This is a genomic window from Aquicoccus porphyridii (assembly GCF_008369105.1).
Taxonomy (GTDB): domain Bacteria; phylum Pseudomonadota; class Alphaproteobacteria; order Rhodobacterales; family Rhodobacteraceae; genus Aquicoccus; species Aquicoccus porphyridii.
In genome coordinates this window covers 380,667-406,692 of the sequence record NZ_VINQ01000001.1, presented here as the reverse complement: position 1 = coordinate 406,692, position 26,026 = coordinate 380,667, and the positions used below count along the sequence as shown (strand labels likewise).

General features: G+C 64.9%; 28 protein-coding genes. 12 read left to right on the top strand and 16 right to left on the bottom strand.

Features of this window, described 5'->3' with window-relative positions:
• Nucleotides 1-3 precede the first annotated feature (3 nt).
• Complete coding sequence (locus FLO80_RS02000) at nt 4-948, bottom strand: methylenetetrahydrofolate reductase (RefSeq protein ID WP_111362378.1); 945 nt, start codon at nt 946-948, stop codon at nt 4-6.
• Nucleotides 949-976: 28 nt separating this feature from the next.
• On the bottom strand, nt 977-1,273 hold the full coding sequence (locus FLO80_RS01995; protein WP_111362010.1) for a virulence factor: 297 nt from the start codon (nt 1,271-1,273) through the stop codon (nt 977-979).
• Nucleotides 1,274-1,562: 289 nt separating this feature from the next.
• On the opposite strand from FLO80_RS01995, the gene FLO80_RS01990 reads away from it, so the two are divergent.
• The 3 genes from FLO80_RS01990 to FLO80_RS01980 all read left to right on the top strand — a co-directional run bounded on the left by FLO80_RS01990 (nt 1,563) and on the right by FLO80_RS01980 (nt 4,171).
• The gene (locus tag FLO80_RS01990) at nt 1,563-2,219 is read left to right on the top strand and encodes a sulfotransferase family 2 domain-containing protein (protein WP_111362011.1); all 657 of its coding nucleotides are present in this window, start codon (nt 1,563-1,565) and stop codon (nt 2,217-2,219) included.
• Between the two features lie 76 nt (nt 2,220-2,295).
• Nucleotides 2,296-3,408 carry a Ppx/GppA phosphatase family protein gene (locus FLO80_RS01985; RefSeq protein WP_111362012.1) on the top strand — a complete coding sequence of 371 codons (1,113 nt, stop codon included), beginning with the start codon at nt 2,296-2,298 and terminating at the stop codon, nt 3,406-3,408.
• A 46-nt stretch (nt 3,409-3,454) separates the two neighbouring features.
• Nucleotides 3,455-4,171, top strand: coding sequence for an RlmE family RNA methyltransferase (locus tag FLO80_RS01980; protein ID WP_111362013.1), 717 nt, complete (start codon nt 3,455-3,457; stop codon nt 4,169-4,171).
• A gap of 58 nt (nt 4,172-4,229) precedes the next feature.
• Here the strand turns inward: FLO80_RS01980 and FLO80_RS01975 are convergent, their stop codons facing one another.
• From FLO80_RS01975 to FLO80_RS01945, 7 genes are all read right to left on the bottom strand, one after another.
• The gene (locus FLO80_RS01975) at nt 4,230-4,847 is read right to left on the bottom strand and encodes a TetR/AcrR family transcriptional regulator (RefSeq protein WP_111362014.1); all 618 of its coding nucleotides are present in this window, start codon (nt 4,845-4,847) and stop codon (nt 4,230-4,232) included.
• Nucleotides 4,840-5,727: a polyphosphate kinase 2 gene (gene ppk2, locus FLO80_RS01970; protein WP_246156517.1), complete on the bottom strand. Its 888-nt coding sequence runs from the start codon at nt 5,725-5,727 to the stop codon at nt 4,840-4,842. Before ppk2 ends, FLO80_RS01975 begins: the two co-directional genes overlap by 8 nt.
• Before the next feature lie 78 nt (nt 5,728-5,805).
• Nucleotides 5,806-6,774 carry an alpha/beta fold hydrolase gene (locus FLO80_RS01965; protein WP_111362016.1) on the bottom strand — a complete coding sequence of 323 codons (969 nt, stop codon included), beginning with the start codon at nt 6,772-6,774 and terminating at the stop codon, nt 5,806-5,808.
• A gap of 5 nt (nt 6,775-6,779) precedes the next feature.
• Entirely contained in the window at nt 6,780-7,724 is a 945-nt protein-coding gene (locus tag FLO80_RS01960) for a homoserine O-succinyltransferase (RefSeq protein WP_111362017.1), read from the bottom strand.
• Between the two features lie 44 nt (nt 7,725-7,768).
• Nucleotides 7,769-8,626: an ATPase gene (locus FLO80_RS01955; RefSeq protein WP_111362018.1), complete on the bottom strand. Its 858-nt coding sequence runs from the start codon at nt 8,624-8,626 to the stop codon at nt 7,769-7,771.
• Nucleotides 8,627-8,680: 54 nt separating this feature from the next.
• Nucleotides 8,681-9,592 (bottom strand): DMT family transporter, encoded by a 912-nt coding sequence (locus FLO80_RS01950; RefSeq protein ID WP_111362019.1) that lies wholly within the window; start codon nt 9,590-9,592, stop codon nt 8,681-8,683.
• Nucleotides 9,593-9,633: 41 nt separating this feature from the next.
• On the bottom strand, nt 9,634-10,506 hold the full coding sequence (locus tag FLO80_RS01945; protein ID WP_246156516.1) for a DMT family transporter: 873 nt from the start codon (nt 10,504-10,506) through the stop codon (nt 9,634-9,636).
• Between the two features lie 84 nt (nt 10,507-10,590).
• Here FLO80_RS01945 and FLO80_RS01940 point away from each other — a divergent pair, with 84 nt between their 5' ends.
• Entirely contained in the window at nt 10,591-12,222 is a 1,632-nt protein-coding gene (locus FLO80_RS01940) for an AMP-binding protein (protein ID WP_111362020.1), read from the top strand.
• A gap of 118 nt (nt 12,223-12,340) precedes the next feature.
• On the opposite strand, the gene guaA is transcribed toward FLO80_RS01940, so the two are convergent.
• A complete protein-coding gene (guaA, locus tag FLO80_RS01935) occupies nt 12,341-13,897 on the bottom strand; it encodes a glutamine-hydrolyzing GMP synthase (protein WP_111362021.1) in 1,557 nt (518 codons plus the stop codon).
• A 269-nt stretch (nt 13,898-14,166) separates the two neighbouring features.
• Between guaA and FLO80_RS01930 the strand changes: the two genes are divergently transcribed.
• On the top strand, nt 14,167-15,711 hold the full coding sequence (locus FLO80_RS01930) for a trimethylamine methyltransferase family protein (protein WP_111362022.1): 1,545 nt from the start codon (nt 14,167-14,169) through the stop codon (nt 15,709-15,711).
• A 69-nt stretch (nt 15,712-15,780) separates the two neighbouring features.
• Here FLO80_RS01930 and FLO80_RS01925 read toward each other — a convergent pair whose 3' ends face one another.
• On the bottom strand, nt 15,781-16,119 hold the full coding sequence (locus FLO80_RS01925; RefSeq protein WP_111362023.1) for a DUF6477 family protein: 339 nt from the start codon (nt 16,117-16,119) through the stop codon (nt 15,781-15,783).
• A gap of 262 nt (nt 16,120-16,381) precedes the next feature.
• Here FLO80_RS01925 and FLO80_RS01920 point away from each other — a divergent pair, with 262 nt between their 5' ends.
• On the top strand, nt 16,382-17,470 hold the full coding sequence (locus FLO80_RS01920) for a DUF6456 domain-containing protein (protein ID WP_111362380.1): 1,089 nt from the start codon (nt 16,382-16,384) through the stop codon (nt 17,468-17,470).
• 23 nt (nt 17,471-17,493) lie between these two features.
• Here FLO80_RS01920 and FLO80_RS01915 read toward each other — a convergent pair whose 3' ends face one another.
• On the bottom strand, nt 17,494-18,225 hold the full coding sequence (locus tag FLO80_RS01915) for a VIT1/CCC1 transporter family protein (RefSeq protein ID WP_111362024.1): 732 nt from the start codon (nt 18,223-18,225) through the stop codon (nt 17,494-17,496).
• A gap of 215 nt (nt 18,226-18,440) precedes the next feature.
• Here FLO80_RS01915 and lipA point away from each other — a divergent pair, with 215 nt between their 5' ends.
• On the top strand, nt 18,441-19,394 hold the full coding sequence (lipA, locus tag FLO80_RS01910; RefSeq protein ID WP_111362025.1) for a lipoyl synthase: 954 nt from the start codon (nt 18,441-18,443) through the stop codon (nt 19,392-19,394).
• A gap of 52 nt (nt 19,395-19,446) precedes the next feature.
• Nucleotides 19,447-20,721, top strand: a complete 1,275-nt coding sequence (locus FLO80_RS01905; protein ID WP_246156515.1) for a tetratricopeptide repeat protein — start codon at nt 19,447-19,449, stop codon at nt 20,719-20,721.
• A 61-nt stretch (nt 20,722-20,782) separates the two neighbouring features.
• Here the strand turns inward: FLO80_RS01905 and FLO80_RS01900 are convergent, their stop codons facing one another.
• A complete protein-coding gene (locus FLO80_RS01900; RefSeq protein ID WP_111362026.1) occupies nt 20,783-22,072 on the bottom strand; it encodes an MmgE/PrpD family protein in 1,290 nt (429 codons plus the stop codon).
• A 109-nt stretch (nt 22,073-22,181) separates the two neighbouring features.
• Nucleotides 22,182-22,637 (bottom strand): type II toxin-antitoxin system RatA family toxin, encoded by a 456-nt coding sequence (locus FLO80_RS01895; protein WP_111362027.1) that lies wholly within the window; start codon nt 22,635-22,637, stop codon nt 22,182-22,184.
• Nucleotides 22,638-22,706: 69 nt separating this feature from the next.
• On the opposite strand from FLO80_RS01895, the gene hpt reads away from it, so the two are divergent.
• The 4 genes from hpt (at nt 22,707) to FLO80_RS01875 (ending at nt 25,016) form a co-directional block, all read left to right on the top strand.
• A complete protein-coding gene (gene hpt, locus FLO80_RS01890; RefSeq protein ID WP_111362028.1) occupies nt 22,707-23,261 on the top strand; it encodes a hypoxanthine phosphoribosyltransferase in 555 nt (184 codons plus the stop codon).
• A complete protein-coding gene (locus FLO80_RS01885; protein ID WP_111362029.1) occupies nt 23,258-23,446 on the top strand; it encodes a hypothetical protein in 189 nt (62 codons plus the stop codon). Before hpt ends, FLO80_RS01885 begins: the two co-directional genes overlap by 4 nt.
• A 138-nt stretch (nt 23,447-23,584) precedes the next feature.
• Nucleotides 23,585-24,064 (top strand): c-type cytochrome, encoded by a 480-nt coding sequence (locus FLO80_RS01880; RefSeq protein WP_188078190.1) that lies wholly within the window; start codon nt 23,585-23,587, stop codon nt 24,062-24,064.
• A gap of 64 nt (nt 24,065-24,128) precedes the next feature.
• Complete coding sequence (locus FLO80_RS01875) at nt 24,129-25,016, top strand: c-type cytochrome (RefSeq protein ID WP_111362031.1); 888 nt, start codon at nt 24,129-24,131, stop codon at nt 25,014-25,016.
• Between the two features lie 7 nt (nt 25,017-25,023).
• Here the strand turns inward: FLO80_RS01875 and FLO80_RS01870 are convergent, their stop codons facing one another.
• Together FLO80_RS01870 and FLO80_RS01865 are read right to left on the bottom strand one after the other, a co-directional pair.
• Nucleotides 25,024-25,491, bottom strand: coding sequence for a CinA family protein (locus FLO80_RS01870; RefSeq protein WP_111362032.1), 468 nt, complete (start codon nt 25,489-25,491; stop codon nt 25,024-25,026).
• Entirely contained in the window at nt 25,488-25,988 is a 501-nt protein-coding gene (locus tag FLO80_RS01865; protein ID WP_111362033.1) for a phosphatidylglycerophosphatase A family protein, read from the bottom strand. Before FLO80_RS01865 ends, FLO80_RS01870 begins: the two co-directional genes overlap by 4 nt.
• Nucleotides 25,989-26,026 lie beyond the last annotated feature (38 nt).

The following is a 26,026-nucleotide window of genomic DNA, read 5'->3' as shown; positions in this document are numbered from 1 at the left end:
TACTTATCCTTGCGCTTGCTGGCTGGCGGGGGTGGCGGAGGTGCCACCGTGGTCGATCGCCCATTGGGCATTGGTCTTGATCCCGCCGAGCGGGAAGAAATGGACCTGTTCGATCAGGCTGTCGGGGTTGGCCGCCTTGTGGGCGGCGAGATCGGTGAGCACGTCGGTCGGCTCGTAAGGCAGCAGCAGTTTCGAGACATCCCGCGCCCGGCGCTGAAGCACGCGGATCGAGGGGCCGACGCCGCAGGCCACGGCGAACTTGATCATGGTCTGGAGCTTGGCCGGGCCGGCGATGCCGATATGGATGGGCAGGGTGATTCCGGCGGCTTTCAACCCGTCGGCCCATTTCACGATTGGCGCGGCCTCGAAGGCGAATTGCGTGGCAAGGGCCATTTTCGCGTCGGTGCGCTCGGAAAATCTCTGCTTCCAGTGGATGGCGTCCTCGACGTTCTTCATGCCGCCATCGGGGTCGATGTCGCGGTTGCCTTCGGGGTGACCGGCGACATGCAGGCGCTTGAACCCGGCCTTGTCGAAGAGGCCGGTTTCCAACAACTGCATCGAGCTGTGGAAATCGCCATGCGGCTTGTTCACGCCACCGGCGAGCAGGAGCGCCTGATCGACACCCGCTTCGCCCTGGTACATGGCGATCCAGTTTTCCAGCATGGCGGTATCGTGGATGATGCGGGCCGGGAAATGCGGCATCACCGGATAGCCATCGCGCGCAAGGCGCGCAGCGGTGGCGACCATCTCCTCGATGGGCGTGCCCTCGATATGGGCAATGTAGACGCGCGTGCCTGCGGGCAGCAGGTCGCGGAAATTCTCGACCTTTTCGGCGGTGCGCGGCATCACCTCGATCGAATAGCCCTTGAGGAATGCCTCAACCTGCGGGCTGACCGGGCTGGCGGCGCCGGGGGTGGTGTCTTTCTTGCGGAAATTCAAAAGCGACATGATCGGCTCCCAAAGGCGCATACGGGGCTCACGCCCATCCATCGTTGGCGATCAGGGCCTTGAGGCGATCCTGATCATATTCCGCGTCGATACGGGCGGCTTCGGCCGCGGCGACATCGGCGGGGTCTCCGTCGACCGAGAAGGACGGGGCCTTGCGCCATTCGGCGAGATAGGCGTCGGTCTCGGCCGCGCCCACCTTCATCGCCGCGCGGTCGATCGCCTGTTCGAAACGCTCGGGCAGGGGCATCTTGCTGCCCCGGCGGCCCTTGCCGACGATGACCTGTGCGGGGATGTCCCGCCAATAGACGATTGTGACATCGGCCATGGATGATTCCCTCTCTCTCGGTGACCCCCTCAATAGAGAGTCGTAGGCGTGACCAAAGGCGGATTTTCGACACGATGACGCGCACAAGCGACGCGCCCCATCATAACCGCCTTGTGGCCGCTCGGCGAGAGGGCGGGCGGCCCGAAATGCTCATGTCCTGTATGAGAGGGTTTCAACACGGTTTGTCGGGGATCGCGCGCAGGAGCGAGCGTTGAATTCCACAGCCGAAGTGGCTAGTGTGCTCTGCGAGCAGTAACGCATAAAACAGACAACCCGGCGAAGGGCAGAGATGCCGATCATCGTGAGTGCCCACAAGATCGCCTATATGGCGCTGCCCAAGGCCGGGTGTTCGACCGTCAAGCGCGCGCTGGCGCAGATAGATCCGGATGTGACGGTCGATGTGGGCACGGTTGATGACATGGATGTCTGGCATGGCCTTTATCCCACGGTCCGGTTTCGCCCGCATCGCTGGGAAGCGGTCGCGGATCACTGGCGCTTTTGCGTGGTGCGCGACCCGGTCAAGCGGCTCTTGTCGGTCTATACCAACCGGGTGGCGCAGTTCGGTGAGCTGCACAACAGTCGAAAGCTGAAATGGCCGCAGTTCGCGCATCTGACGGCCGATCCGGACCCGGATTTCTTTTTCAGCAATCTTGAGGATTACATGCAAGCGGCCTCGGTTATCCGCCACCACGTCTTGCCCGCCGAATTGTTCGTCGGGCCCGACCTGGGCGCTTATGACAGGGTTTATCGCACCGCGGAGCTTGCCCGGCTTGCCGACGATTTGCAGGCCAGGACCGGGCATGCGGTCGATATCTCGCGCGAGAACGCGTCGGAGATGAAGCTGGAGCTTGACGATCTGGCTCCGGTGACGATCGACGCGATCCGTCCGCGCTTGATGCGGGAATACGCCTTGCTGGGTGGCTTTTTCACCAACCCGCTCGCATAGGGCGGCGACAAAGAGCTTGCACGGGGGCGACGGTGCGCCTACCTTTGACTCAACTCGAAATGGAGGGCGTGACGAGATGGCGCCCAAGCGTCCCGAAGGTGCGGGCGCGTTCCCGAAACCGGTTGAAAGCCCCGCGCCGAGACCGCCGGATCCTGCGCAGCTTTATGCGGCACTGGACCTTGGCACCAACAGTTGCCGCATGCTGATTGCCCAACCCAAGGGCAGCCAGTTTCATGTGGTGGACAGCTTTTCAAAGTCGGTGCAGCTTGGGCAGGGGCTTGAGCGCACCGGGAACCTTAGTCGTGCCTCGATGGCGCGCACGGTGCAGGCGCTGCGGATCTGTCAACAGAAGCTCAAGCGCCACAACGTCAAGCGGATGCGGCTGATTGCGACCGAAGCCTGTCGGCGGGCGCGCAATGCGCAGGATTTCATCCGCACGGTCAAGCGCGAGACTGGGCTGCAACTGGACATCATCTTGCCGGAGGAGGAGGCGCGGCTGGCGGTGATCTCCTGTGCGCCGCTGGTGTCGACCAAGACCGAACAGCTTCTGGTGGTCGATATTGGGGGCGGGTCGACCGAGCTGGTCTGGATCGACCTGTCGCGCGTGCCGCGGCGGGACCGCCCGCGCGCGATCATGCGGCTGCATTCCGGGTTTCACACCACCGACAGCCCGTTTCCGACCGCCAAGGTGGTGGACTGGATAAGCGTGCCACTGGGCGTGGCGACGCTGCGCGACCAGTTCCGCGATGTCGAGGACGACGCAGCCCGGTTTGCGCTGATGAGCTGGTTCTTCGAGGAGAACCTGGCCGAGTTCGCGCCCTACAAGGACGAGCAGGCGCGTGCGGGGTTCCAGATCGTGGGCACCAGCGGCACGGTGACCACGGTTGCGGCGTCGCACCTGGGATTGAAACGCTATGACCGGACCAAGGTGGACGGGTTGCGCATGACCTCGGACCAGATCGACAGGGTGATCCAGACTTACCTGCGGATGGGTCCGGGGGGGCGGCGTCGCGATCCGCGCATCGGGCAGGACCGGCAGGCGCTGATCATGTCGGGGGCGGCAATCTTGCAGGCGATGATGCGGGTCTGGCCGACCGACCGGCTTTCGGTGGCGGACCGGGGCTTGCGCGAGGGGTTGCTTTACGCGCAGATGAGCGCGGACGGGGTTCTGGAGGACGGGCCGTTCTGATGAGACGGGTTTTCTGCGAAAGTTCGTCGGCGGCAAGGATGCGATCATGGTGAAGAAACCGACAGGCAAGAACACATCGGGGCGCGGCCAGCGCGACCTGACCGTGAAGGTCAAGACCGCACGGGGGCGCAAGCTGAGTTCGACCCGGTGGTTGCAGCGGCAGTTGAACGATCCTTATGTGCAGCGCGCCCGCAAGGAAGGGTATCGCGGGCGCGCGGCGTTCAAGATCATGGAACTGGATGACAGATACCGGTTCCTGGTGCCCGGGGCGAGGGTGGTGGATCTGGGCTGTGCGCCGGGGGGCTGGATCCAGGTGGCGGTGCCGCGGATCAACGCATTGGGCGAGAAGAGCGGCAAGAAGCAGGGCCGGATCATCGGCGTGGATCTGCAAGAGGTTGAGCCAATCGTGGGGGCCGAGCTGCATCAGCTCGATTTTCTTGACGAGGGGGCGGATGAAAAGGTCAAGGCGTGGCTGGGCGGCAAGGCCGACGTGGTGATGAGCGACATGGCCGCGTCCAGCTCGGGGCACAAGCAAACCGACCATTTGCGCATCATCACGCTATGCGAGGCGGCGGCGGAATTCGCCTTTGACGTGCTCGACGAGGGCGGCACGTTCGTCGCCAAGGTTCTGGCAGGTGGGACCGAAGAAAGCCTTCAGAAGCTGCTCAAGCAGAAGTTCGAGAAGGTCGCGAATGTCAAACCGCCGGCCAGCCGGGCGGATTCATCGGAAAAATTCGTGGTTGCGACCGGGTTCCGGGGTTAACGGCGGTCGCACCTTGTTGGCCACGCTTGCGAGGTGCAAGGCGTCTCAAGGGTCGTGTTCACGTATCGGGTTCGATCAGTCCAAGACCGCGCAGGTAGATGCCGATGCCGGTTTCGAGCAGGTCTTCGGGCGAATAGGGCGATCGGGTGCCGGGCGAGTTGCGCGCGAAAAGCTCGACCACGCCATGGCTCAACGCCCAGATATGGGCCGAGAACATCGCGGCGGGCGGGCGCTGCTCGGGCGGGATATGTTGTGACAGATCATCGGCGGCGCGTTCGAGGACGGCGCGGGCGCGGGACGAGGCGGCGGCCAGTTCAGGGGTGCGGTTGACCGAGATACCGCTTTCGAACATCGCGATGTAATGGCCCGGGTACTTGCGGGCAAAGGCGAGATAGGCGCGACCCGTGGCTTCGAACGCGGCGAGCGCGGAAGGCTGGCCCTTGTCATAGGCGTATTGCATGAGATCGGCGAAAATCTCGTATCCTTGCCGGGCCGCTTCGGCGATGAGGTCTTCGCGCCCGTCGAAATGGCGATAGACCGCTGCCGGGGTGACACCGGCCTGTTTGGCGGCCTCCGACAGGGTAAAGCCGGTCGGGCCGCGTGCCTCGATCAGCAGCAACGCCGCCTCGATCAGTGCCTGGCGCAGGTTGCCGTGATGATAGCCGCGTTTACGCATCCCAGATCTCGGGACCGCCACAAACCGCGTCGTCGATCCGACCCAGCCCCTTGCGGTCCTTGTGGGCATAGTCGATCCGCGTCAGGACCGAGCGGATCGCATGGACCCGTGCGCGGCGCTTGTCATCGGAGCGGATGATCGTCCAGGGCGCGTGATCGCTGTGCGAACGCTCGAAGGTTTCCGCGATGGCGCGCGTGTAGTCGTCCCATTTGGCCAGACCTTCGACGTCGATCCGGCTGAGCTTCCAGTGTTTCAGCGGATCGCGTTCGCGTTTGAGAAAGCGAATGAGCTGTTCGGCGCGACCGACATTGAGCCAGAGCTTGAAGAGAAGGATGCCTTCGTCCACCAGCATGCGTTCGACATCGGGCACCTGGGCAAAGAAATGTTCGCGTTGGTCGTCGGTGCAAAAGCCGAACACGTTTTCCACGACGCCGCGATTGTACCAGCTCCGGTCATAGAACACGATCTCGCCGCCTGCGGGCAGGTGGTCGATGTAGCGCTGGAAATACCATTGCGTCGCTTCTTTGTCGGTCGGTTTCGGGAGTGCCACGACGCGTGCACCGCGCGGGTTGAGATTCTCGCGAAAGCGTTTGATCGTGCCGCCCTTGCCAGCGGCGTCGCGGCCCTCGAAGACGATGGCGATGCGCGCGCCAGTTTGCTTGACCCAGTGTTGCAGCTTGGCCAGTTCGATCTGAAGCCCGTCAAGTTCCTTGTCATAGGCCTTGCGCGGCATGCGTTCGGAATAGGGAAAGTCCGGGTTGAGGATATCGCCCTTTTCGGCCCGTTTGATGGCATTGCGGATGGTGACGGGGGCGTCGTCTTCAAGAAACCGGGTGATGGCGCCGTCGAAGGGCGGCTCGAACGGGTCGGATCGGGGCACGGTGTGTATCCTCTTGCGTGAGTTCCCCATGATTAGCCGATTTCGCTGGGGGGCTAAAGCCATTCAGCCAGTCGCGCGTCACTCTTGTTGACCGGCCCCTGCGCGGGCGGCGGCGCGGTCGATGGCCGCGATCACCTCGGACCGGGCGACATGGTGGGGCATGTGGCCGATCCCGTCGAGCCGGGTCAGGCGCGCGCCGTCGATCTGTTGTTCCAGGGGCACGGCGTGGATGTCGAGGCCGACGGTCGTATCGGCGGTGCCATGCACGCTTTCGACGGGCAGGTCGATCCGGTGGTAATGCGGTTGCAGCGCGGTGATCTCGGCGAGGAGATTGGCGCGTTGCAGGGCATTGGTGCGCAATGTCTCGCGGCGCAGCGTGAGGCCCGCACCGACATGCGCCGCATAATCGGGGTCTGGCGCTTGCGGGGCAAAGATCGCGTCGAGCATGGCCGACACCCGGCTGTCGCGCACATACGCGGTGATGAGCGGGATCACGATCGGCCCGAGGATCGGGTGCGAGGTCAGGCGGTAATACCAGCTCAGATCACGCTGCCAGGGCTGCGAGGGGGCCGAGACCAGGACCAGCCCCGAGAGGTTTTCGGGTTGGTGCACGGCCCAGGCCAGCGCCACCGCCCCGCCATAGGAATGCCCCAGAACGATGGGCCGCTGGGCACCGAGTTGCCGCGCGGCCCGTGACAGGAGGTCGGCCTGCTGGACGATCGTGGCACCGGTGCGGTCGATCCGCTCGGAATGGCCCAGCCCGGGCCGGTCGAAGACGATCACGCGATACCGCGTGGCCAGGGCCGGGGCGAGGGAATGGGTGAAGTCGCGGGTGTTGCCGGAGAGGCCGTGGATCAGCACCAGATCGGGGGCGTCCGCGCGATCTGGCCCCATGACCACGGCATGAACCCGGTGGCCGTCGACGGTGAGGATGCGCCCCTCGGGCGGGTGGCTGGCCTCGGCGTGGGCCTCGTGGGCGCGGGCCTTCCACAGGGTAACACCGGCGAAAATGACGATCAGCGCAAGGACGATCAGGGCAAGCTTCAATTGCCCTACCTCCGCCAATCGGTGACTTCTATCCCGATCTTCGAGATATCATAAGGGGTTGTCTCGTAGATCTCGGAAATCCAGTTGCCATAGAGCAGATGCGCATGGCTGCGCCAGCGGTTCTGGGGCGTAAGGGCCGGGTTGTCATCCGGGTAATAGTTGACCGGCACGATGATCTCGGCGCCCGAAGCGACGTCGCGGTCGTATTCCTGTTTGAGTGTGTCGCTGTCATACTCGAAATGGTTGAAGATATAGAGCGCGCGATGGTCCGGGTCTTCGACAAGGCAGGGGCCGACCTCGTCGCTGCCCAGCAGGGTCGAGAGCGCGGGCACCGCGTCGATCTCGTCCTGCCGGACCTCGGTCCAGCGCGAGACGGGGATCACGCAATCGTCGGAAAAGCCGCGCAGATAGGGCGAAGCGGGGGCGAGATTCTGATGCCGGAAACAGCCGAACGCCTTGTGCGGCAGCATGTGTTTACGGATGCCGTGCAGATGATTGATCATTGCCATGCCGCCCCAGCAGACCCCGAACGTGGAATGCACGTGGGTCTGGGTCCAGTCGAACACGCTGCGCAACTCGTCGATATAGGTGACATCGTCGAAATCGAGATGTTCGATCGGGGCGCCGGTGATGATCAGCCCGTCGAATTTCTCGCCGGTTTGCCTCACGTCCGTGAAGGGGCGGTAGAAGCTCTCCATATGGTCGGCGGCGGTGTTCCTGGTCTCGTGTTCGCTCATCCGGATCAGCGAAAGCTCGATCTGGAGCGGGGTGGCGCCAATCAGGCGGGCGAACTGGTTCTCGGTCTGGATCTTCTTGGGCATGAGGTTAAGAAGCCCGATGCGCAGTGGGCGGATATCCTGCCGCGCGGCGGCGTCCTCGTCCATGACCTGCACACCCTCGCGCGTGAGAACGTCGAAGGCAGGCAGGTCGGAAGGAAGCTTGATCGGCATGGTTGGATGTCCTTGGGTGTCGGATAGCGGATATAGACGCGGGGTCAGGTCTTCTCAATCGCGTTGGCGATCACATCGGTGAAATCGGCCTCGGAGGCGATGCCCGCGATCTGGTCGGCGGTGACGGTGACGCCCCATTTCGCCATCGCCTCGTAACGCGGCTGGCGATGGGCCAGCGCCTTGGAATAGGTCCAGCGGATGAAGGTGTCGGGATCGACCTGCGCTTCGGTGCAGCCCTCTTCGCGCAGGTAGCGTTGCCACATCGCATCGAGGAATTCGGGCTGGTAGGCCATCGGCTTCGGCGCACGGTCGAAGCGGCGGATCAGCTCTTCGGTATGGGCCGCGTCACCCTTGATCCAGACCATGAGGGTGTGGGCCGCGAGTTCTTGCATCAACGGATCGTCGGGGTCTTCGGGATCGACCCATTCACAGATCGACCCGCCGGTGTCGCAGATGAAATGCGGATAGCCATAGAGATCATGCGCACGGGAAATGAAGTGGGCGGTGTCGTTCAGGGCCGCGATTTCGCCTGCGCGGAACTGGTTCTGGCGGCGGGTGTATTCGTCATAGGCAAGGCCCCCGCGCGCCGGATTGCCGGGCTTGCCGAGATAGGCCGAGACCGGGGCGAGATTGTTGAAGGTGATGTTCGAGCCGATATAGATCGAGTCCGATAACAGAAGATCGCGCAGAAACGGGTTCTTCATCGCCTCGCGCTTGACGTTGTCGGTGATGTATTCGCCCATGTAGCGGGTGCCGATCCGGTAATCTATGGAATAGTGATACCAATCGCCGGAATCGCGCAGGAGGTTGGAAACATGGGTTTTTCCAAGGCCGGACATGCCGAAGAACAGCACCGATTTGCGGGTGGCATCGCGCCAGGCCCGGGCGGAGGTATAGAGCATGAAAAGACCCCTTGGGATATGTTCCAAGCTTGGTAAATCGGCACGGGGGCGCGGTCAAACCCTTATGGCGAGGCGGCGCAGGATGCGACCGTCGAGAATGGCCAGTCCGAACGCGATCATCGCGAACCCGAGAATCGCATTCACGGACAGCGTTTCACCGAGGCCGAGCGTGCTGATCACGATGGCGACGGGCGGCACGATCAGCGTGACCAGCATCAGGTTGCCGGAGCCCGCCAGCCCGAGAACGCGGTAGTAAAGCAGATAGGCCAGACCCGTGCCCGGAATGGCGATATAGGCCAACACCGCGAAGGTGACCGGCGAGAGGTCGAGGGTGGGCGGGCCTTCGACCACCCAGGCCACGGGCACGGCGACGAGCGCGGCGGCGCTGAGCATGCCGGCCGATGCGACGCTGGGCGCCACGCCGGTCAAGGTCTTTCGCGCCCAGACCCCGGCCAGCGCATAGCAGAGCGTGGCGCCCAGAACGGCGAGTTGACCGGCGCTGCGCAGATCGAACTCCTTGAGATGCTCAAGCCCGATCACCGTGGCGACGCCCAGAAAACCGGTGCCGATCCCGAGAATCTTGCGCGCGCTCAGCCGCTCATCGGCGAGGAAGATCGCCGCGACCAGCACGCCGAAAATGGCGGTTGAGCCATTGAGGATCGACGCGAGACCCGCCTCGATATGCTGTTGCGCCCAGAAAATCAGCGAAAAGGGCAGCACGTTGTTGAGCACGCCCATGACCGCAAACCCAAGGAGAACGCGCGGATTGCCCGGCACGGGGATGCGCCGGATGAGGACGAACCCCCAAAGCATCAAGGCCGCCCAGAAGGTGCGGTTGGCGACGATGGTGATCGCGCCGACCTCATTGAGCGCGATCTTGGCGGCGGGGAAGATGACGCCCCAGATCAGCCCGAGACTGATCAGCAAGGCCCATGCGAGGGGGGTGAGTGTTTTTTGCGGTGCCATGTGAGAGCCTTATGGCGCAACCGGGCAGGGGGCGACCCGGATCATGCGGGTTTGCGCAGTGCGCGCGATTCGGTCCAGATGTTGAGGTAGTTGCCGCCGAAGATCACTGCCGCGCCGAGCAGCACAAAGAGATCCAGAGGTTCCTGATAGAGCAGCATCCCCAGCACGGCGATGACCGGCAGGCGGGTGAAGTCGATCGGGGTGACGACCGTGGCAGGGGCCAGCGAAAGCGCCTTGGCGATGCAGAAATGCGCCAGGAGCCCGGCACAGCCGATGAGCACGATCAGCGGGATATTTACGGCGTCAGGCAGGGCGATATCGCCGTCGATCCCGGCACAGATGATCCCGAAAACCGCTTGCATGACAGTGAGATAGAAGAGGATGCAGGTCACGGTTTCGGTGCGGGTGAGCTTTTTCGTGAGCATCGTGGTCATGGCGAAACAGACCGCCGATCCGGCGGCCATGAGAATGCCGATGTCAAAGCTTTCGGGGCTCGGGCGGGCGACGATGAGAATGCCGCAGAACCCGATGATCGCCGATAGGAGCCGCACCGGGGTGAGACGTTCGCCCAGGATCAGCGGCGAGAGCAGCACGACCCAGATCGGCGAGGTGAACTCCAGTGCGAAGACCTGTGCCAGCGGTATGAGCGTGATGGCGTAGAACCATAGATTCTGACCGGCGAAATGGGCGAAATTGCGCATCGCGTGGGTGCGCAGATCGCGCCGCTGGATCTCGCGCCAGGTGCCGGTGGCCGAGGCCAGGCCGAGCACGATGATGATGCCCACGAAGCTGCGATACATCATGATTTCGAAGGTATCGAGCTGATACGAAACCTCGCGCCCGGCGATGGCCATGGTGGAGAACGACAGGATCGCGCCGCTCATCCACAGGGCGGCCAGGGCAAAAGGATTCATCGGCGGGCGAGGGGGGTTGTGCGCATCATGTCCTTATCTCTACGGTAAAGCCGTGGCTTGGCAATGGGGAGAGGTGAAAAAGCCATGCTGGAGATCGAAGGGCGCACCATCGGCGCGGTGTTCGACGCGGCCGCCGCGCGCTGGCCGGGGCGTGATTTTCTGGTTGCGGCGGCTTGGGAAGGCGCGCCGCTCCGCTGTCTGAGCTATGGGCAAGTGGCTGAACTTGTTGGGAGATACGAGCGTGCCTTGCGTGCGGCGGGATACGGGATCGGCCATCGGATCGCGGTCTGTCTTGGCACATGCCCCGAGCATTACATCCTCAAGCTGGCGGCCAACCGGGCGGGGTTGTCCTTTGTGCCGGTCAATCCCGATTACCGGCAAGGGGAACTGGCCTATCTGCTTACCGATAGCGGGGCGGCCCTGGCGGTGGCCGGTGAGGCCCATGCCGAGTTGATGCAAGCCGCGATCGCCGAGGCCGGGACGGGCGTGGGGTGCGTGCCCTTCGCGGCGATGCTGGATGCGCTGCCGCCCGCGCCATGGCCCGCCGAAGCGGGAGAGGTGACACCCCAAACCGAGGCTGGCCTGCTTTACACCTCGGGGACGACGGGGCGGCCCAAGGGCTGTATCCTGAGCCATGAATACGAGTTGATGGTGGGCGACAGTTACCGCCTGATCGGGGGCGCCGTGGCGCTGCGCGATGGTGGCGACCGGGTGTTCAACCCACTTCCGGCGTTTCATATCAATGCCGGGATCGTCGCCTTTTTCGGTGTGATGCTGACCGGTAACTGCCTGATTCAACCGCAAAGATTCAGCGCCCGGACATGGTGGAAGGATATCGGCGAAAGCCGCGCGACGGTGTTTCATTATCTCGGCGTGGTGATCGCCGTGCTCTTGGCCGATCGCAATGCCGGACCCGAGGTTCTGGGTCATCTGCGGGTCGGCGTGGGGGCGGGAGTCGAGCCCGCGTTGCATGTGGAGTTCGAGCGGCGGTTCGGCATTCCGCTGATCGAGGTCTGGGGCATGACCGAGATGTGCCGGGTGATGTCGATGTGGCAGGAACCGCGCCGGATCGACACGCGGGCCTTTGGCCGGGCGAGGGATGACCTTGAGGTGCAGGTCTGGGACGACGCGGGAAATCCGTGCCCGCCGGGCGTCCCCGGCGAGATGGTGCTGCGCCATTCGGCAGAAACGCCCGGGAAGGGGTTCTTCTCGGGCTATCTCAACAAGCCCGAAGCCACGCAAGAGGCGTGGGCGGGCGGATGGTTTCACACCGGCGACACCGTCACAATGGACGCCGAGGGCGTGCTTTATTTCGTCGACCGCAAGAAGAACATCATCCGCAGGGCAGGCGAGAACATTGCGGCGGCCGAGGTCGAGAACATACTTCTCGAGGATGAACGGGTGGTTAACGTGGCCTGCGTTGCCGTGCCCGACGAGACCCGCGAAGAAGAGGTTCTGGCGGCGGTGGTGCTGGCCGAAGGGGTTGAGCCGGATGCGCAAACCGGCATGAAGATATTCCAGCAAGCCTTTGACAGAATGGCATATTACAAGCTTCCCGGCTGGATCGTTTTCGTCGAGTCCCTGCCCGTGACCGGTACGCAGAAAGTGGTGAAACACCGCATTTTCGACGGGGATGAAGACCCGCGAAAACGCCCCGGCGCGCTTGATCTGCGGCATCTCAAGACGCGGCACATGGGCAGCGCACGGTCGGGTTAACGCGGATTCCGAAGCGAAAAACCGGGGGGTGACATCCGGCTGCCGCCCGGCTGCTTTCCGGCTGCCGGGGAAAACGCCGAAAAGGCCCCGGAAAATCCGTTAACGCGGCGCGCGCCGGTCACTCCCACTCGATCGTGCCGGGGGGTTTCGAGGTGATGTCATAGGTCACGCGGTTGATGCCCTGCACCTCGTTGATGATGCGGGTCGCGGTTTCGCCCAAGAAATCGTGGCTGAACGGATAGTAATCGGCGGTCATGCCGTCGACGCTCGTCACCGCTCGCAGCGCACAGGCGAAATCATAGGTCCGCCCGTCGCCCATCACCCCCACGGTGCGCACCGGCAGGATCGCGACGAAGGCCTGCCAGATCTCGTCATAGAGGCCGTGGCGGCGGATCTGGTCGATGAAGACCGCGTCGGCCTTGCGCAGGATATCGAGCTTTTCGCGCGTGATCTCGCCGGGGCAGCGGATGGCGAGGCCCGGCCCCGGGAAGGGGTGACGGCCGATGAAACTCGCCGGGAGGCCCAGCTCGTGGCCAAGCGCGCGCACCTCGTCCTTGAAAAGTTCGCGCAGGGGTTCGACGAGTTTCAGCCCCATCTTTTCCGGCAATCCGCCCACGTTGTGATGCGATTTGATCGTGACCGACGGCCCGCCGCTGAACGACACGCTTTCGATCACGTCCGGGTAAAGCGTACCCTGGGCGAGGAATTCGGCGCGTTCGATCTGGCCCGCGTATTTCTGGAACACGTCGATAAAAAGCCGCCCGATGGTCTTTCGCTTCTGTTCCGGGTCACTGACGCCCTCGAGCTCACCCAGGAACAGGTCGGATTCATCGGCATGGATCAGCTTGATGTTGTAGTGATCGCGGAACATCGCCACGACCTCGTCGGCCTCGTTCTGGCGCAGGAGGCCGTGATCGACGAAGACACAGGTAAGCTGATCGCCGATCGCCTCGTGCAAGAGCACCGCCGTGACCGAAGAATCGACCCCGCCCGAAAGCCCGCAGATGACATGGGCATCGCCCACCTCCTCGCGAATCCTGGCGATCGCCTCTTCGCGATAGGCGCCCATGGTCCAGTCGCCGGTAAAGCCGGCGATGCGCAGGAAATTCTCGTAGAGCGTGCGCCCGTTGGGGGTGTGATGCACCTCGGGGTGGAACTGCACGGCATAGAAATGGCGGGTGGCATCGCCGGTGATGGCAAAGGGCGCGTGGGGCGAGGTGCCATAGACCTCGAAACCTGGGGCGATGGCGCTCACGTGGTCGCCATGGCTCATCCAGACCTGTTCGCGCCCGTCAAGGAACCAGCCAAGGAGCAGATCGTCATGCCGGGTCGCGGGTTCGACATAGGCGCGCCCGAACTCGGCGGTGCCGTGGCCGCGCTCGACCTTACCGCCCAGCATCTGCATCATCACCTGCTGGCCATAGCAGATGCCCAGCACCGGCACGCCCAGCGAAAACACGCTTTCCGGCGGGCGGGGCGATCCTTCGTCGATGACGCTGGCCGGTCCGCCCGAGAGGATCACCGCGCGGGGCGCGAAATCGCGCAGGAAGGCGTCGGTCACGTTCTGGTAGGGGTGGATTTCGCAATAGGTGTCGAGCTCGCGCAGGCGGCGCGCGATCAGCTGCGTCACCTGGGAGCCGAAGTCGATGATCAGAAGGCGGTCATGTGTGCTCATGGCCCGGGATTAGGCCAAGCCCGCGAAAGGCGCAAGCGTGATGATCGTCAACCGACCCATTCTTCATCTTGCCCCAAATACTCCCGCCGGAGGCCCCCGAGGCCGCAGGCCGAGATGAAAAAGCGCGCGGGCCGCAAGGTCCGCGCCCATTACAGGAGCGGCCGGGATGTCGCATTTACCCGTCAAAGGACGCATATGCGCCGCAGGGTCGCCTTTCGCTGCGCTAAACCCGTGAAACAGCAGCGGCACAAAGGTCAGGACAACATCGCATGACAGACACCACCACGCGCAAGCGCGCCCGCTCGGGCGGCGGGGCGGCCCGTCGGGCCGAACGTGGCGCGGTTTCCTTCGAGACCGCGCGCTTCATCACCCGCAACATCCCCGATTACGAAGTCCTCGGCGAAGAGGCGCTCGATATCATCGAGGCCAATGCCGAGACCATCCTCGAAGAGGTCGGCGTCAATTTCGTGAACAATCCCGGCGCGCTGCAACGCTGGCGCGATGCGGGCGCGGATGTGAAGGGCGAGCGGGTGCATATCCCGCGCGGCCTTGCCCGCAAGCTCTGTGCCACCGCGCCGTCGCAATTCACCCAGCACGCCCGCAATCCCGAACGCGATGTCGAGGTCGGCGGGCGCAACCTCGTGCTGGCGCCGATCTATGGCCCGCCCTTCGTGCGCGACACGGCCGGGGGACGGCGCTATGCGACGATGGCGGATTTCGAGAAATTCGTGAAGCTGGGCTACATGTCGAAATGGCTGCATCATTCCGGCGGCACCGTCTGCGAGCCGACGGATATCGCGGTGAACAAGCGTCACCTCGACATGCTGCGCGCCCATATGACGCTGTCGGACAAGCCGTTCATGGGGTCGGTCACCGATCCCGACCGCGCCCGGGACAGTGTCGAGATGTGCGGAATCCTGTTCGGCAAGGATTTCGTGGCGCAGAACACGGTGATGACCTCGCTGATCAACATCAACTCGCCGCTGACCTTTGACGATGTGATGATGGGCGCGCTCGAGGTTTATGCCGAGGCCGGGCAGGCCTGTATCATTTCGCCCTTCATCGTGGGCGGGGCGATGGCGCCGGTGTCGATCGCGGGCACGCTCACCCAGGTTCTGGCCGAGGTTCTGGCGGGCGTGGCCTATAGCCAGCTCGTGCGCCCCGGCGCGCCGGTGATCTTTGGCGCCTTCGTTTCGTCGATCGACATGAATTCCGGCGCGCCGACCTTTGGCACGCCCGAGGCCAGCCACATCACCTATGGCGCCGGGCAACTGGCGCGGCGGCTGGGGTTGCCGTTCCGCTCGGCCGGGTCGTTCTGCGGCTCGAAACTGCCGGATGCGCAGGCGGCTTACGAGACGGCCAACAGTCTCAACATGGGGTTGTTGTCGGGGGTCAATTTCATGCTGCACTCCTGTGGCTGGCTCGAAGGCGGGCTGGTGGCGAGTTTCGAGAAATTCGTGATGGATGCCGATCAGCTTGGCACGCTGCACCAACTGGCACGCGGCATCGACATGAGCGAGGATGCACAGGCGATGGATGCGATCCGCGAGGTCGGCCCGGGCGGGCATTACCTTGGCTGCGCCCATACGCAGGCCAATTTCAAGACCGCCTTCTGGAAATCCGAGCTTCTCGATTACAAGCCGTTCGAGACCTGGGAAGATGAGGGCGCGCGCGATACACAGGCGCTGGCCGCGGCGCGGGTCGAGAAACTGATGGCCACCTACCAGGCGCCGGCGCTCGATCCGGCGATCGCCGAGGCGCTGGATGCCTATGTCGCGCAGAAGAAGGCGGCCGAGCCGGACGCATTCATGTGATTTCCACCTGAGAGATGGCGACAGGGCGGGCCCGCAAGGCCCGCCTTTTGCTGTGTCTGTCCCGGTCGGTTACTCGGCCGGGGTCAGCGTGGCCAGCGGCCCGGACATCTCCGTTGCCTCGGGCGAACGGCAATGCCGGGCGATACCTGCCTCGGCCAGCATCGCGATCAGCACATCGACGTGATGCACGATGGAATACCCCGCATAGCCCGCGACGCGCTGATCGTTGAGGTCGGATTCGATCTCGATCAGGCGGCGCAGGGCGGTGTCGGTCCGCGGCGTCTGACCCGGACCCATCACGCGGCGCAGATGCGGGGCGCGGCAATATTCCGTGGCGCCCGCGCGGGCCGCCTGGATCAGCAGCCGGGGACGTCTGAGACGGTCGATCACGCGAAGTAGGTCGGTCATGGCGGTCCTCGTTTTTTGCGTTGAAAGACCCATCCTTGGCACAACCTGAAAGGGCGTTGCGTCCACCGGGGGGCGAGCGCGCGGCGGGTTCAGGGTTGTTTATCTTTTAGAAACAATTCTGTCCCAGGGCGGCTTTGTTAACCAAACCGTAATAAATGCAGCCCTAGGTTGTGGATAACCCTGTGGATAAACATGGCACTGAAGAACCGGGGACGAAGGAAGGCAAATGTCTGGACATGCGAATGCGCAAGACCGGGGGGACATGCCCGGTTGGGTGCCCGAGGCGGCGCGTCACTACCTGGTCCATACCGAATGTGGGCTGTCGATCCGGGCGATTGCCCGGTCGGTGGCGCGGCATCCTTCGACGGTTCTGCGCCAGGTGCGCCGCTGGGAAAGTTTGCGCGACGATATCCTGATCGACGAGGCGCTGATCCGGCTGGCCCGGGTTGTTCCTCGCGATCCGCGGAGTCCCAAAGTCAAGGAGCCAAGTGACATGACCCTGCAAGACAGGCCCATCGCGGCCACCCCGGACGATGAAACATTCGAGGTCGAAGCGCGGCGCGTGCTGCGCCGATTGTGTGAACCCGGCGCCGTTCTGGCGGTGGCGCCCGAGATGGACAAGGCCGTCGTGGTGCGTGACATAGCGGGCGGCGGAACCACCCGCACCGCCGTGGTGGAGCGCGCGATGGCACAGGCGCTGGCGGTCAAGGACTGGATCGCCTGTGTCGAGCCGGGCCGCGTCGCGCGCTATCGCATCACGCAGGCCGGGCGTGCAGCCCTTGGCCGAATGCTGGCGGCGCAGGAGAACGCGGCGCATGGGGCGGCGCAGGGGTTTGCCGAGGCGCAGAGCGGTTTTGACGGCCCCGGGCTTGCGGTGGCGGGGCGACCGGCGGTGCGCAAGAAGCCGCGCTTTGCCCCGGGCGATTCGCCGATGGCGGCGCTGGCGCGGCGGCGCGACCGGGACGGGGTGCCGTTCCTTGGCGCGAATCTGGTGGCCGCGGGGGAGCGGCTGCGCGAGGATTTCGAACTGGCACAGATGGGCGCGCGGGTGAGCGGGAGCTGGGATCATGTGCTGAGCGGCGTGATCGACGGGGGCAGGGCAGGGGCGGGCGCCGATGCGACAGGCGGATCAAGCGCTGCGCGCGCCCGGGTCGAGGCGGCGCTGCGCGATCTTGGTCCCGGGCTGGGCGATGTGGCGCTGCGCTGTTGTTGTCATCTCGAAGGGTTGGAGCAGGCCGAACAGGCGATGGGCTGGAGCGCGCGGTCGGGCAAGATCGTGCTGCGCATCGCGCTGCAACGGCTCAGGCGACATTACGCGGAGCTGGGCGATGCGGCGGGGATGATCGGCTGAGGCGGGCCGGTAAGGTGGGCGGCTCAGCCGCCGACGATCCAGCCCACGGCATAGGCCACCGCGCCACAGGTTGCCCCGACAGCGAGGGTTTCGCCAAGGGCGCGCAGCGCCTGTTGCCCGGTTGCCCGCCAGCGCAGCACCCCGAGTGCGACAAGCGCCGATGCGCTGGTGATCAGCGACCAGGTGAAGGTCGCGGGTTCGGGGGGCATCAGGAAATAGGGCAGGAGCGGTGCCGCGCCGAAGACCACGAAGCTCGCGAAGGTGACGAGACCGTTGAGCGCGGGGCTGTGGCCTCTCGGGTCGGTCATGCCATAGCCATAGGTGATCGTGAGGTCGGCCAGCATCTGCGGATTGCGGCGGAAAATGGCGCCGGCCTCGGCCGCGTCGGCGGGTGACAGGCCCCGGCGTTCGAAAATGGCGGCGAGCGCGTCGGATTCGCGAGTCGGGTCGGCCGCGATCTCGTCCAACTCGGCGCGGCGGCGCGCGTGATAGAGGTCATGCGAGGACCGGGTCGAGAGAAATTCGCCGAGGCCCATGCTGACCGCGTCGGCAAAGAGATTGGCCAGCCCGAAGACCAGCACCGCGAGCGCGCCGATCTCGGCCACGCCCTCGGCCATGGCACCGGCAAAGCCCGCGACGATGGCAAAGGTCGTCACGATCCCGTCATTGCCGCCATAGGTGATCTGCTTGAGATATTCGCGCATGTGGCCACGCGCGAGCGTGTGATTTTCGGTCGTGCCGGAATGCTGGGTCATGGCTTTCCCCCGTGGGCCATTGCCTTGCTGGTCTTGGCTGGCATGTGCCTGCCCGTTCGGGGGCGGTTTGGCAAGATGCAGGATCGACGCGGGCGGCGCGGCAGGGCACCGGGTGGCCCATGCCCGGTATGCGCGAAACTCGGGTGGCAGCCGGGGCCGTAGGGGCGTATAAGGGCAGGGAAATCAATGACCGCCGCCCCAAAAGGACCCGGCCCATGCGTGATCTGAAACTGCCCGACCAACGCCACCCGGAAAAGGCCCATCGCCCCGACCGGGCCCAGCCCAAGAAACCCAGCTGGATCAGGGTCAAGGCCCCGTCCGGCAAGGGCTATGCGGAAACCCACCGGATCATGCGCGAGAACAAGCTGGTGACGGTCTGCGAAGAGGCCGGATGCCCGAATGCGGGCGAATGCTGGAGCCAGGGCCACGCCACGATGATGATCATGGGCGAGGTCTGCACCCGCGCCTGCAGTTTCTGCAACATCGCAACCGGAAAGCCGCCCGAGGAACTCGACGTGTTCGAGCCGGGCCGCGTGGCCGATGCCGTGCAGAAACTTGGCCTCAACCACGTGGTGGTCACCAGCGTCGACCGCGACGATATCGAGGATGGTGGCGCGGAGCATTTCGCCCAGACCATCCGGGCGATCCGCCACCGCAGCCCCGGCACGACGATCGAGATCCTGACCCCCGATTTCATCCGTTGCGCCCCCGAGGCGCTGGAGGTCGTGGTCGCCGCGAAACCCGACGTGTTCAACCACAACCTTGAAACCGTGCCGGGGCTCTATCCCGAAGTGCGCCCCGGCGCGCGTTATTTCCATTCCCTGCGGCTGTTGCAGCGGGTAAAGGAACTGGACCCGACGATGTTCACCAAGTCGGGGATCATGGTCGGCCTCGGCGAGGACCGGCAGGCGGTGTTGCAGGTGATGGATGATATGCGCGCGGCGGATGTCGATTTCCTGACCATCGGGCAATATCTGCAACCCACGCCCAAGCACCACGCGGTGGATCGATTCGTCCATCCCGACGAGTTCGCGGCCTATGAGAAATCGGCCTATGGCAAGGGGTTCCTGATGGTGTCGGCCACGCCACTCACCCGGTCATCCTATCACGCCGGGGATGATTTCGCGCGGTTGCGCGAGAACCGGTTGAAGAAGCTCGCGGGGGGATAGGCAGGGGCGGCGTTGCCCCCTAGTGTGGGGCAGACCCTGACACGAGGCGCCCATGCTGAGAGATCATTACGGAAATCCGTTGCACACCCAAAGCGACGCGGCGCGGGATGCCTATGTCGAGGGGCTGACCGCTTATCTCGAGGCGCAGCCGGGGGTCGAAGCGGCGGTGCGCCGGGCGATCGCGGCGGATGAGGGGTTTGCGCTGGCCCATGTGCTGGGTGCGCGCAATGCGCAGAGTTATGCCCGGATGGGCGAGGCCAGGGAGCGGATCGCGCGGGCGCGCGAGGCGGGCAAGGCGTTGAGCGGGCAGGCGGGTGCGCATCTGGCGGTCTTCGATCACCTGATCAACGGGCGGGTGCGCGAGGGGTATGCCGCGGTGCGCGCGCATCTGGCCGATTTCCCGCGCGATGCGCTGGTGGCGCAGACCTCATTGGGGGTGTTTTCACTGATCGGGTTTTCCGGGCGGCCCGGGCGCGAGGCCGAACACCTGGCGCTGGCCGAAGCGCTGGCCCCGGCCTATGGGACCGATGGCTGGTTTCTTGCGCAGCTTGCTTTCGCGCAGATGGAGGCCGGGCAGCTTGGTCCGGCGGAGACATCCATCGAGGCATCATTGGAGCGCAGCCCGCGATCCGGGCACGGGGCGCATATCCGAGCGCATCTTTTCTATGAGAGAGGCGAGACCGGGGCGGGGCTCGATTACCTGACGGAGTGGATGACGGGGTATGACCGGGCCGGCCTCATGCATTGCCACAATGCCTGGCATTGCGCGCTCTGGGCGCTGGCCAGCGGGGATGCGGCGCGGATGTGGGCGATTGCCGATGCCGATCTCGCCCCCGAAATGTCGCAAAGCCCGCCGCTCAACGTGCTGACCGACCTGGCCTCGCTCTACTGGCGGGCGGGGCTGGCCGGGATGGATGTCGCCCCGGAGCGGTGGGCACAGCTGTCGGATTACGCCACGCGGGCGTTTCCGGCCCCGGCGCTCGGCTTTGCCGATATCCACGCGGCGATGGCCCATGCGATGGCCGGGCGCGAAGAACCGCTGGGCCGGATCGTCGAGGGGGCCAAGGGTCCGGCGGCGGACCTTGTCTCGCCCTGCGCGCGGGCCTTTCGGGCGATGGCGGTGCAGGACTGGACAGGCGCCGAGGCCGAACTGGTGCCGCTGATGGCGTCGCATGAACGGCTGGGCGGGAGCCGGGCGCAACGCGATCTGCTAGAGCATACGCTGATGCATGTGCTGATCCGGCAGGGCAAACCGGATGAGGCGCGCCGCCTTCTGGCGATGCGGCGCCCGCTCATTGATGCGGCGCGCATGGTGGCGGGACACTGACCAGCAGGAGCGCACCGCTCGACCGCGGTGTCCGGGCACTTCATCACGGTTTTGCGCGCGCTCAGAGCGCCACTTCACGCGCGAGCCTGGCGGGCGCGGCGGCGCCTTCGACCAGATCACGCAACCGCGCGGCGCGGGTTGCCCCGACAAGCGAGTCGGCCTTGGCGATGATCTTTCGCGCCCGTTCCTTCAATGGCGGCACCGCGTCGAGATCGTGAAATGCCGTTTGCACGTCGCCCGAGGTCAACTCGACCTCGAGCCGGGCCTGCATCTCGCCCAGCGCTTCATCCTCGCGCACCTCGACCCGATTCCGCAGTGCCACAAGTGCCGGTTCGGCACAAAGCGCGTCGGTGTAACTCTCCAGCCGGGCGGTGTCGTGGCCGAGGAAATGCATCGGCAGGACGGTGGTATAGGAAAACTTGGCCCCGAGCCCGGTTTCGGGCGCGGGCTGGTTGCACACGCTCATCCAGCGCGGGTGGGTGGCCACCCGGATCGCCGCGATCTCGTCGGGTGCGGCCTCGATATCGGCGGCGGCTTCCAGCGCGGCATGGAGCCCGTGACAACAGGCATGGAACTTGTGACTGATCGTTTCGAACATCCAGACCGTGCCAAGCCCGTCAAACGCCGCCTCGTCCGCCACGCCGTGATGCGTGGGCCCGAAGCCGAGCGGCCCTTCGAGCGCGCCCAATCGCGCCTCGATGCCGAGCCGCGCGAGCATTGCCGCCTCGACGCCGTTGGCGGCGGAAAGTCCGGCGTTGAACGGCTTGCCCATGGTGCCGAACTGCGATTTGAGCCCCGAGGCCCGGGTCGCCACCAGCCCCAGCGCGGTCTCCATCCGGTCCTGCGAGAGGCCCATCAGCCGCCCCGCCGCGACGGTGGCGCCCACTGCGCCCGCCGTGGCGGTCTGGTGATATCCCACCTGGTAATGATCGCGCCCCAGCCAGACACCGAAGCGGATCGCGGCCTCCATCCCGATCAGCGCGGCCTCCTGCATCTCGGCGCCGGACCGGCCGCGATGCTCGCCCATGGCGAGCGCCGCCGGGATCACGCCCACCGAGGGATGCCCGATATGGGCGAAATGGGTGTCGTCGTAATCGAGCGCGTGGGAAATCGTGCCATTGACCAGTGCCGCCATCCGCGCCGGTGCCCGTCCGCCGCCGATAAGCCCCGCCTGTGCCGCGCCGCCTTCTTCGCGCGCCATGGCGCGCATGACGCCGGACACCGGCTCGCCCGCGCCCGCGATTCCCACGGCCATCCAGTCGATCAGCGACAGCCGCGCCACCGCGCGCACCGCCTCGGGCGCGTCACAGGGGGCCAGTGCAAATGCCGCAAGCTGTTCCGAAATTCCCATCTCACTCTCCCAAGCTCATGTGGTGACACTACCACCCGGATGGCGGGTCGAAAGCCCCATCCCCTTCATCTTGCCAAAAATACTCAAAAAATCCGCCTACAACCACGCCTCAGGGCGAACCGTAAAGCGCCTCTGCGCGGAGCTCGAAGGCCCGAACGATGCGTTGCATCGCCTCGTTGAAAACCAGTCCGATGGCCTTTTGCAGCATGAAGTTGCGGAATTCGAAATCGACGAAGAATTTCACCTCGCAGCGGCCCTCGCCGACGTCGCGGAAATTCCATGTCGAGCGCATGTAGCGGAACGGTCCGTCGAGATACTCGGTCTCGATCCGTTCCTCGTCGCGGTAGAGCCGCACCCGGCTGCCGAAGCGTTCGCGGAAGACCTTGAAGGAAATGACCAGATCGGCCTGCATCTCGTCACCGCCATCCGCCATCGGCGTGACCGAGCGCACCCGCGCAGCGGCGCACCATGGCAGGAACTGCGGATAGGATGCCACATCGGCCACCAGGTCGAACATCTGGCGGGCGGTATAGGGCAGAACCCTTGTTTCCGAGTGGGTCGGCATGTCGCCCCCAAATCGCGTGACACTGGGCGCCCGTTTCGTATTAATGGGGCGGGGATTCAAGAGGGTAACATGCCGCAACGCACATATGTGATCGACGAAATGATCTCGGCCAAGTCCATCGCCGCCCGGATTGAGGCGCTGGCCCGCGAGATCCGCGAGGAGTTCCGCGATACCGACAAGCTTGTCGTGGTGGGGCTGTTGCGCGGATCTTTCGTCTTTATCGCCGATCTCGTGCGCGAGCTTGACCTGCCGGTCGAGGTCGATTTCCTCGAAGCGTCGTCTTATGACAACGCCATGGAATCGAGCCGCGAGGTGCGCATCCTCAAGGATCTGCGCGGCCAGATCGAGGGCCGCGACGTGCTGGTGGTCGAGGATATCGTCGACACCGGGTTCACGCTCGATCATGTGCTGCACCTGCTGGGCAGCCGTCACCCCAAGAAGCTCAAGACGATCGCGCTGCTCGACAAGCCGTCGCGCCGCGAGGCACCGGTTCGGGCCGACTGGATCGGGTTCGAGATACCGGATGAATTCGTCGTGGGTTATGGCATCGACTTTGCCCAGCGCAACCGCAACCTGCCCTACATCGGCAAGGTGCGCTTTACCGGCGAGGATGTCCCGGCATGATCCCGACGCGGTTTTTCCTGCGCATGTCCCGCTGGGCGCGTCACCCGCCGCCCATGTGGAAGATCAAGCTGGTGTTTGCCATCGCGCTTGCCGGGCTCTTGATCGCCGGGATCGAGCATTTCATCGGCTGGCCGGATTTCCTGACCCTCGATCCGCGCCCGCCACGGGTGCCGCGGATGCAATGATCCTGTCATCACCCCATCACGATTGCGCGAGATATTGTTCGCAGGTGCACAGCGGGACTTGCAAAAATGCGCCTTCGCGCATTGGCTTGGCACGGTATACTGATTACAATTCAAGATTGCAGACTGGGAGGTCTAAACATGATGAAGACATTCACCGGATTGACGGCGCTGGTTCTGGCCGGGGCGGTGGCCACCACGACATTGGCGCAGGACGACGCCGCGATCAAGGCGGCGGTCGATGCGCGCCAGGCGCATATGTCGCTCTTTGCGTTCAACATCGGGCTGCTGGGCGGCATGGCCAAGGGCGAGATCGATTATGACGCCGATGCGGCCAGCGCGGCGGCGGGCAATCTCGCGGCGCTGGCGCGGGTCGATCAGTCGCGCTATTGGCCCCAAGGGTCGAGCACGCTCGACCTTGACGCCGAGCAGACCGCGGCCCTTCCGGATATCTGGGACGAAGGCAGCGATATCGGCGCCAAGGCCATGGCGCTTGTCGAATCGACCACCGCGATGGAAGCGGCAGCGGGCAACGGGCTTGATGCGCTGCGCGGGGCGATTGGCGCGGTCGGGTCGAGCTGCGGCGATTGTCACAAGGCCTATCGCCAGCCCAACAACTGATCTTCTGGCGCAACAAGCTGGAAATGGGGCGGCCCGGCGCCGCCCCTGTTTTACCTGAGGTTCGATGTATAAAGCGTTGAGATATATCGTCATTCTCGCTCTGATCGGCGTGGGGGTCTTCTGGGTCGTGACCCGCCCGGCACAGGTTGACGCAGCGCAGGTCGCACAGCTTTCGACGGATGCGGCGCGGGGCGAGACGGTGTTCTGGGCCGCAGGCTGCGCCGCGTGTCACGCGGCCCCCGGGGCCGAGGACGAGGAGCGGCGCGTCCTGTCGGGCGGCATGGCGTTCCCGTCGCCTTTCGGCACGTTTCATGCGCCCAACATCTCGCCCGATCCCGACCACGGCATCGGTGGCTGGTCGGTCGCGGACCTGGCAAGCGCGATGCTGCACGGCACCGCCCCGGACGGGGCGCATTACTACCCGGCCTTTCCCTATGCCTCTTACGCGCGGGCCACGCTTGATGACGTGGGCGATCTGCATGCCTACCTGATGACCTTGCCCGCCAGCGACACGCCGAGCCGGCCGCATGACGTCGGCTTTCCGTTCAACATCCGGCGCAGCCTTGGCGGGTGGAAGTGGCTCTTTGCCCATGATGACTGGATCGTGCCGGTCACCGGCGAGACGCTTGAGCGTGGGCGCTATCTTGTCGAGGCGCTTGGTCATTGCGGTGAATGTCACACCCCGCGCAACGCGCTTGGCGGGCTCGATTACGGCCGCTGGCTCCAGGGCGCGCCCAGCCCCGATGGCAAGGGCCGCGTGCCCGCGATCACCCCCGACAAGCTCGACTGGTCCGAGCGTGACATCGCGGCCTATCTCTCGACCGGGTTCACGCCGGAATACGATGTGGCGGGGGGGCATATGACCGAGGTGGTCAAGAACCTCGCCCATCTGCCCGAAGATGATCTGAGCGCCATCGCCGCCTATCTCAAGGCGGTGCCGCCCGGTTCGTGAGCCATGGTCAAGACAGCGCCGACAGGAGCATGAACAGCGCGTGATCGCGCGCGGCCTTGCGCACCCAGTCGCGACCGCGGGGGCCGAATTCCTGGGTTTCGGACTGCGTGGCGTGCCCCGCGCGCGCAAGACCGAAACAGACCCGGCCCTCGGGTTTGAACTCGGACCCGCCAGGACCGGCGATGCCGGTGATCGAGATGGCAAGCTGCGCGGCGGAATGTGCCAGCGCGCCTTGGGCCATTTCGCGCGCGACCTCTTCCGAGACCGCGCCGAATTGGGCGAGCGTCTCGGTGTGCACGCCCAGCATGTCCTGCTTGGCGGCGTTGGAATAGGTGACGAAACCGCGCTCGAACACGTCGGAGCTTCCGGCGATATCGGTCAGCGCGGCGGCGACCATGCCGCCGGTGCAGCTTTCGGCGGTGGCGATCATCAGCCCGTGGGCGCGGGCGGCTTCGAGGACATGGGCGGCGGTCATGCGCCGAGGATGCCATGCGAGAGATACGCCGCCAAGCCCACGGTGAGTGCGGCGGCGATCCCGGCAAGGATATCGTCGAGCATGACGCCCATCGGCCCGTGCTGGCGGTCGGCCCAACCGATCGGGCCGGGCTTGAGAATATCGAAGAATCGGAAAGCCACGAAAGCGGTCACCCAACCGGGCCAGAGCGCCAGCGCCTCCCAACCGGCATGGCCCGCATGGGCGGCGCCGATCAGCACCGGCAAAAGCGCGATCCACTGGCCTGCGACCTCGTCGATGACGATCTCGGACGGGTCGTGATCGGGTTTGTCCCGGGTCTCGACGGCGGTGGCCCACCATCCGGCGAGGATGGCAACGGGGATCAGCAGGGCGATCAGCAGCCAGCCGCCGAGGAAATTGAGCCCGAACGCGGCGATGACGGCGGCGGCCGAGCCCCATGTGCCGGAAAAGGGCCGGAGATAGCCGATATAGAAGAAGGTGGCGATGAGGCGGGTCATGGGCAGGGGGCTTTCGCGTCGGGCTTTGTGGATGGGGC

Excerpts from the sequence above, each read along its gene's own strand:
- FLO80_RS02000 (WP_111362378.1), bottom strand. The coding sequence starts at position 948 with ATGTCGCTTTTGAATTTCCGCAAGAAAGACACCACCCCCGGCGCCGCC.
- FLO80_RS01995 (WP_111362010.1), bottom strand. The coding sequence starts at position 1,273 with ATGGCCGATGTCACAATCGTCTATTGGCGGGACATCCCCGCACAGGTC.
- FLO80_RS01990 (WP_111362011.1), top strand. The coding sequence starts at position 1,563 with ATGCCGATCATCGTGAGTGCCCACAAGATCGCCTATATGGCGCTGCCC.
- FLO80_RS01985 (WP_111362012.1), top strand. The coding sequence starts at position 2,296 with ATGGCGCCCAAGCGTCCCGAAGGTGCGGGCGCGTTCCCGAAACCGGTT.
- FLO80_RS01980 (WP_111362013.1), top strand. The coding sequence starts at position 3,455 with ATGGTGAAGAAACCGACAGGCAAGAACACATCGGGGCGCGGCCAGCGC.
- FLO80_RS01975 (WP_111362014.1), bottom strand. The coding sequence starts at position 4,847 with ATGCGTAAACGCGGCTATCATCACGGCAACCTGCGCCAGGCACTGATC.
- FLO80_RS01960 (WP_111362017.1), bottom strand. The coding sequence starts at position 7,724 with ATGCCGATCAAGCTTCCTTCCGACCTGCCTGCCTTCGACGTTCTCACG.
- FLO80_RS01955 (WP_111362018.1), bottom strand. The coding sequence starts at position 8,626 with ATGCTCTATACCTCCGCCCGGGCCTGGCGCGATGCCACCCGCAAATCG.
- FLO80_RS01950 (WP_111362019.1), bottom strand. The coding sequence starts at position 9,592 with ATGGCACCGCAAAAAACACTCACCCCCCTCGCATGGGCCTTGCTGATC.
- FLO80_RS01945 (WP_246156516.1), bottom strand. The coding sequence starts at position 10,506 with ATGAATCCTTTTGCCCTGGCCGCCCTGTGGATGAGCGGCGCGATCCTG.
- FLO80_RS01940 (WP_111362020.1), top strand. The coding sequence starts at position 10,591 with ATGCTGGAGATCGAAGGGCGCACCATCGGCGCGGTGTTCGACGCGGCC.
- guaA (WP_111362021.1), bottom strand. The coding sequence starts at position 13,897 with ATGAGCACACATGACCGCCTTCTGATCATCGACTTCGGCTCCCAGGTG.
- FLO80_RS01930 (WP_111362022.1), top strand. The coding sequence starts at position 14,167 with ATGACAGACACCACCACGCGCAAGCGCGCCCGCTCGGGCGGCGGGGCG.
- FLO80_RS01925 (WP_111362023.1), bottom strand. The coding sequence starts at position 16,119 with ATGACCGACCTACTTCGCGTGATCGACCGTCTCAGACGTCCCCGGCTG.
- FLO80_RS01920 (WP_111362380.1), top strand. The coding sequence starts at position 16,382 with ATGCCCGGTTGGGTGCCCGAGGCGGCGCGTCACTACCTGGTCCATACC.
- FLO80_RS01915 (WP_111362024.1), bottom strand. The coding sequence starts at position 18,225 with ATGACCCAGCATTCCGGCACGACCGAAAATCACACGCTCGCGCGTGGC.
- lipA (WP_111362025.1), top strand. The coding sequence starts at position 18,441 with ATGCGTGATCTGAAACTGCCCGACCAACGCCACCCGGAAAAGGCCCAT.
- FLO80_RS01905 (WP_246156515.1), top strand. The coding sequence starts at position 19,447 with ATGCTGAGAGATCATTACGGAAATCCGTTGCACACCCAAAGCGACGCG.
- FLO80_RS01900 (WP_111362026.1), bottom strand. The coding sequence starts at position 22,072 with ATGGGAATTTCGGAACAGCTTGCGGCATTTGCACTGGCCCCCTGTGAC.
- FLO80_RS01895 (WP_111362027.1), bottom strand. The coding sequence starts at position 22,637 with ATGCCGACCCACTCGGAAACAAGGGTTCTGCCCTATACCGCCCGCCAG.
- hpt (WP_111362028.1), top strand. The coding sequence starts at position 22,707 with ATGCCGCAACGCACATATGTGATCGACGAAATGATCTCGGCCAAGTCC.
- FLO80_RS01885 (WP_111362029.1), top strand. The coding sequence starts at position 23,258 with ATGATCCCGACGCGGTTTTTCCTGCGCATGTCCCGCTGGGCGCGTCAC.
- FLO80_RS01880 (WP_188078190.1), top strand. The coding sequence starts at position 23,585 with ATGATGAAGACATTCACCGGATTGACGGCGCTGGTTCTGGCCGGGGCG.
- FLO80_RS01875 (WP_111362031.1), top strand. The coding sequence starts at position 24,129 with ATGTATAAAGCGTTGAGATATATCGTCATTCTCGCTCTGATCGGCGTG.
- FLO80_RS01870 (WP_111362032.1), bottom strand. The coding sequence starts at position 25,491 with ATGACCGCCGCCCATGTCCTCGAAGCCGCCCGCGCCCACGGGCTGATG.
- FLO80_RS01865 (WP_111362033.1), bottom strand. The coding sequence starts at position 25,988 with ATGACCCGCCTCATCGCCACCTTCTTCTATATCGGCTATCTCCGGCCC.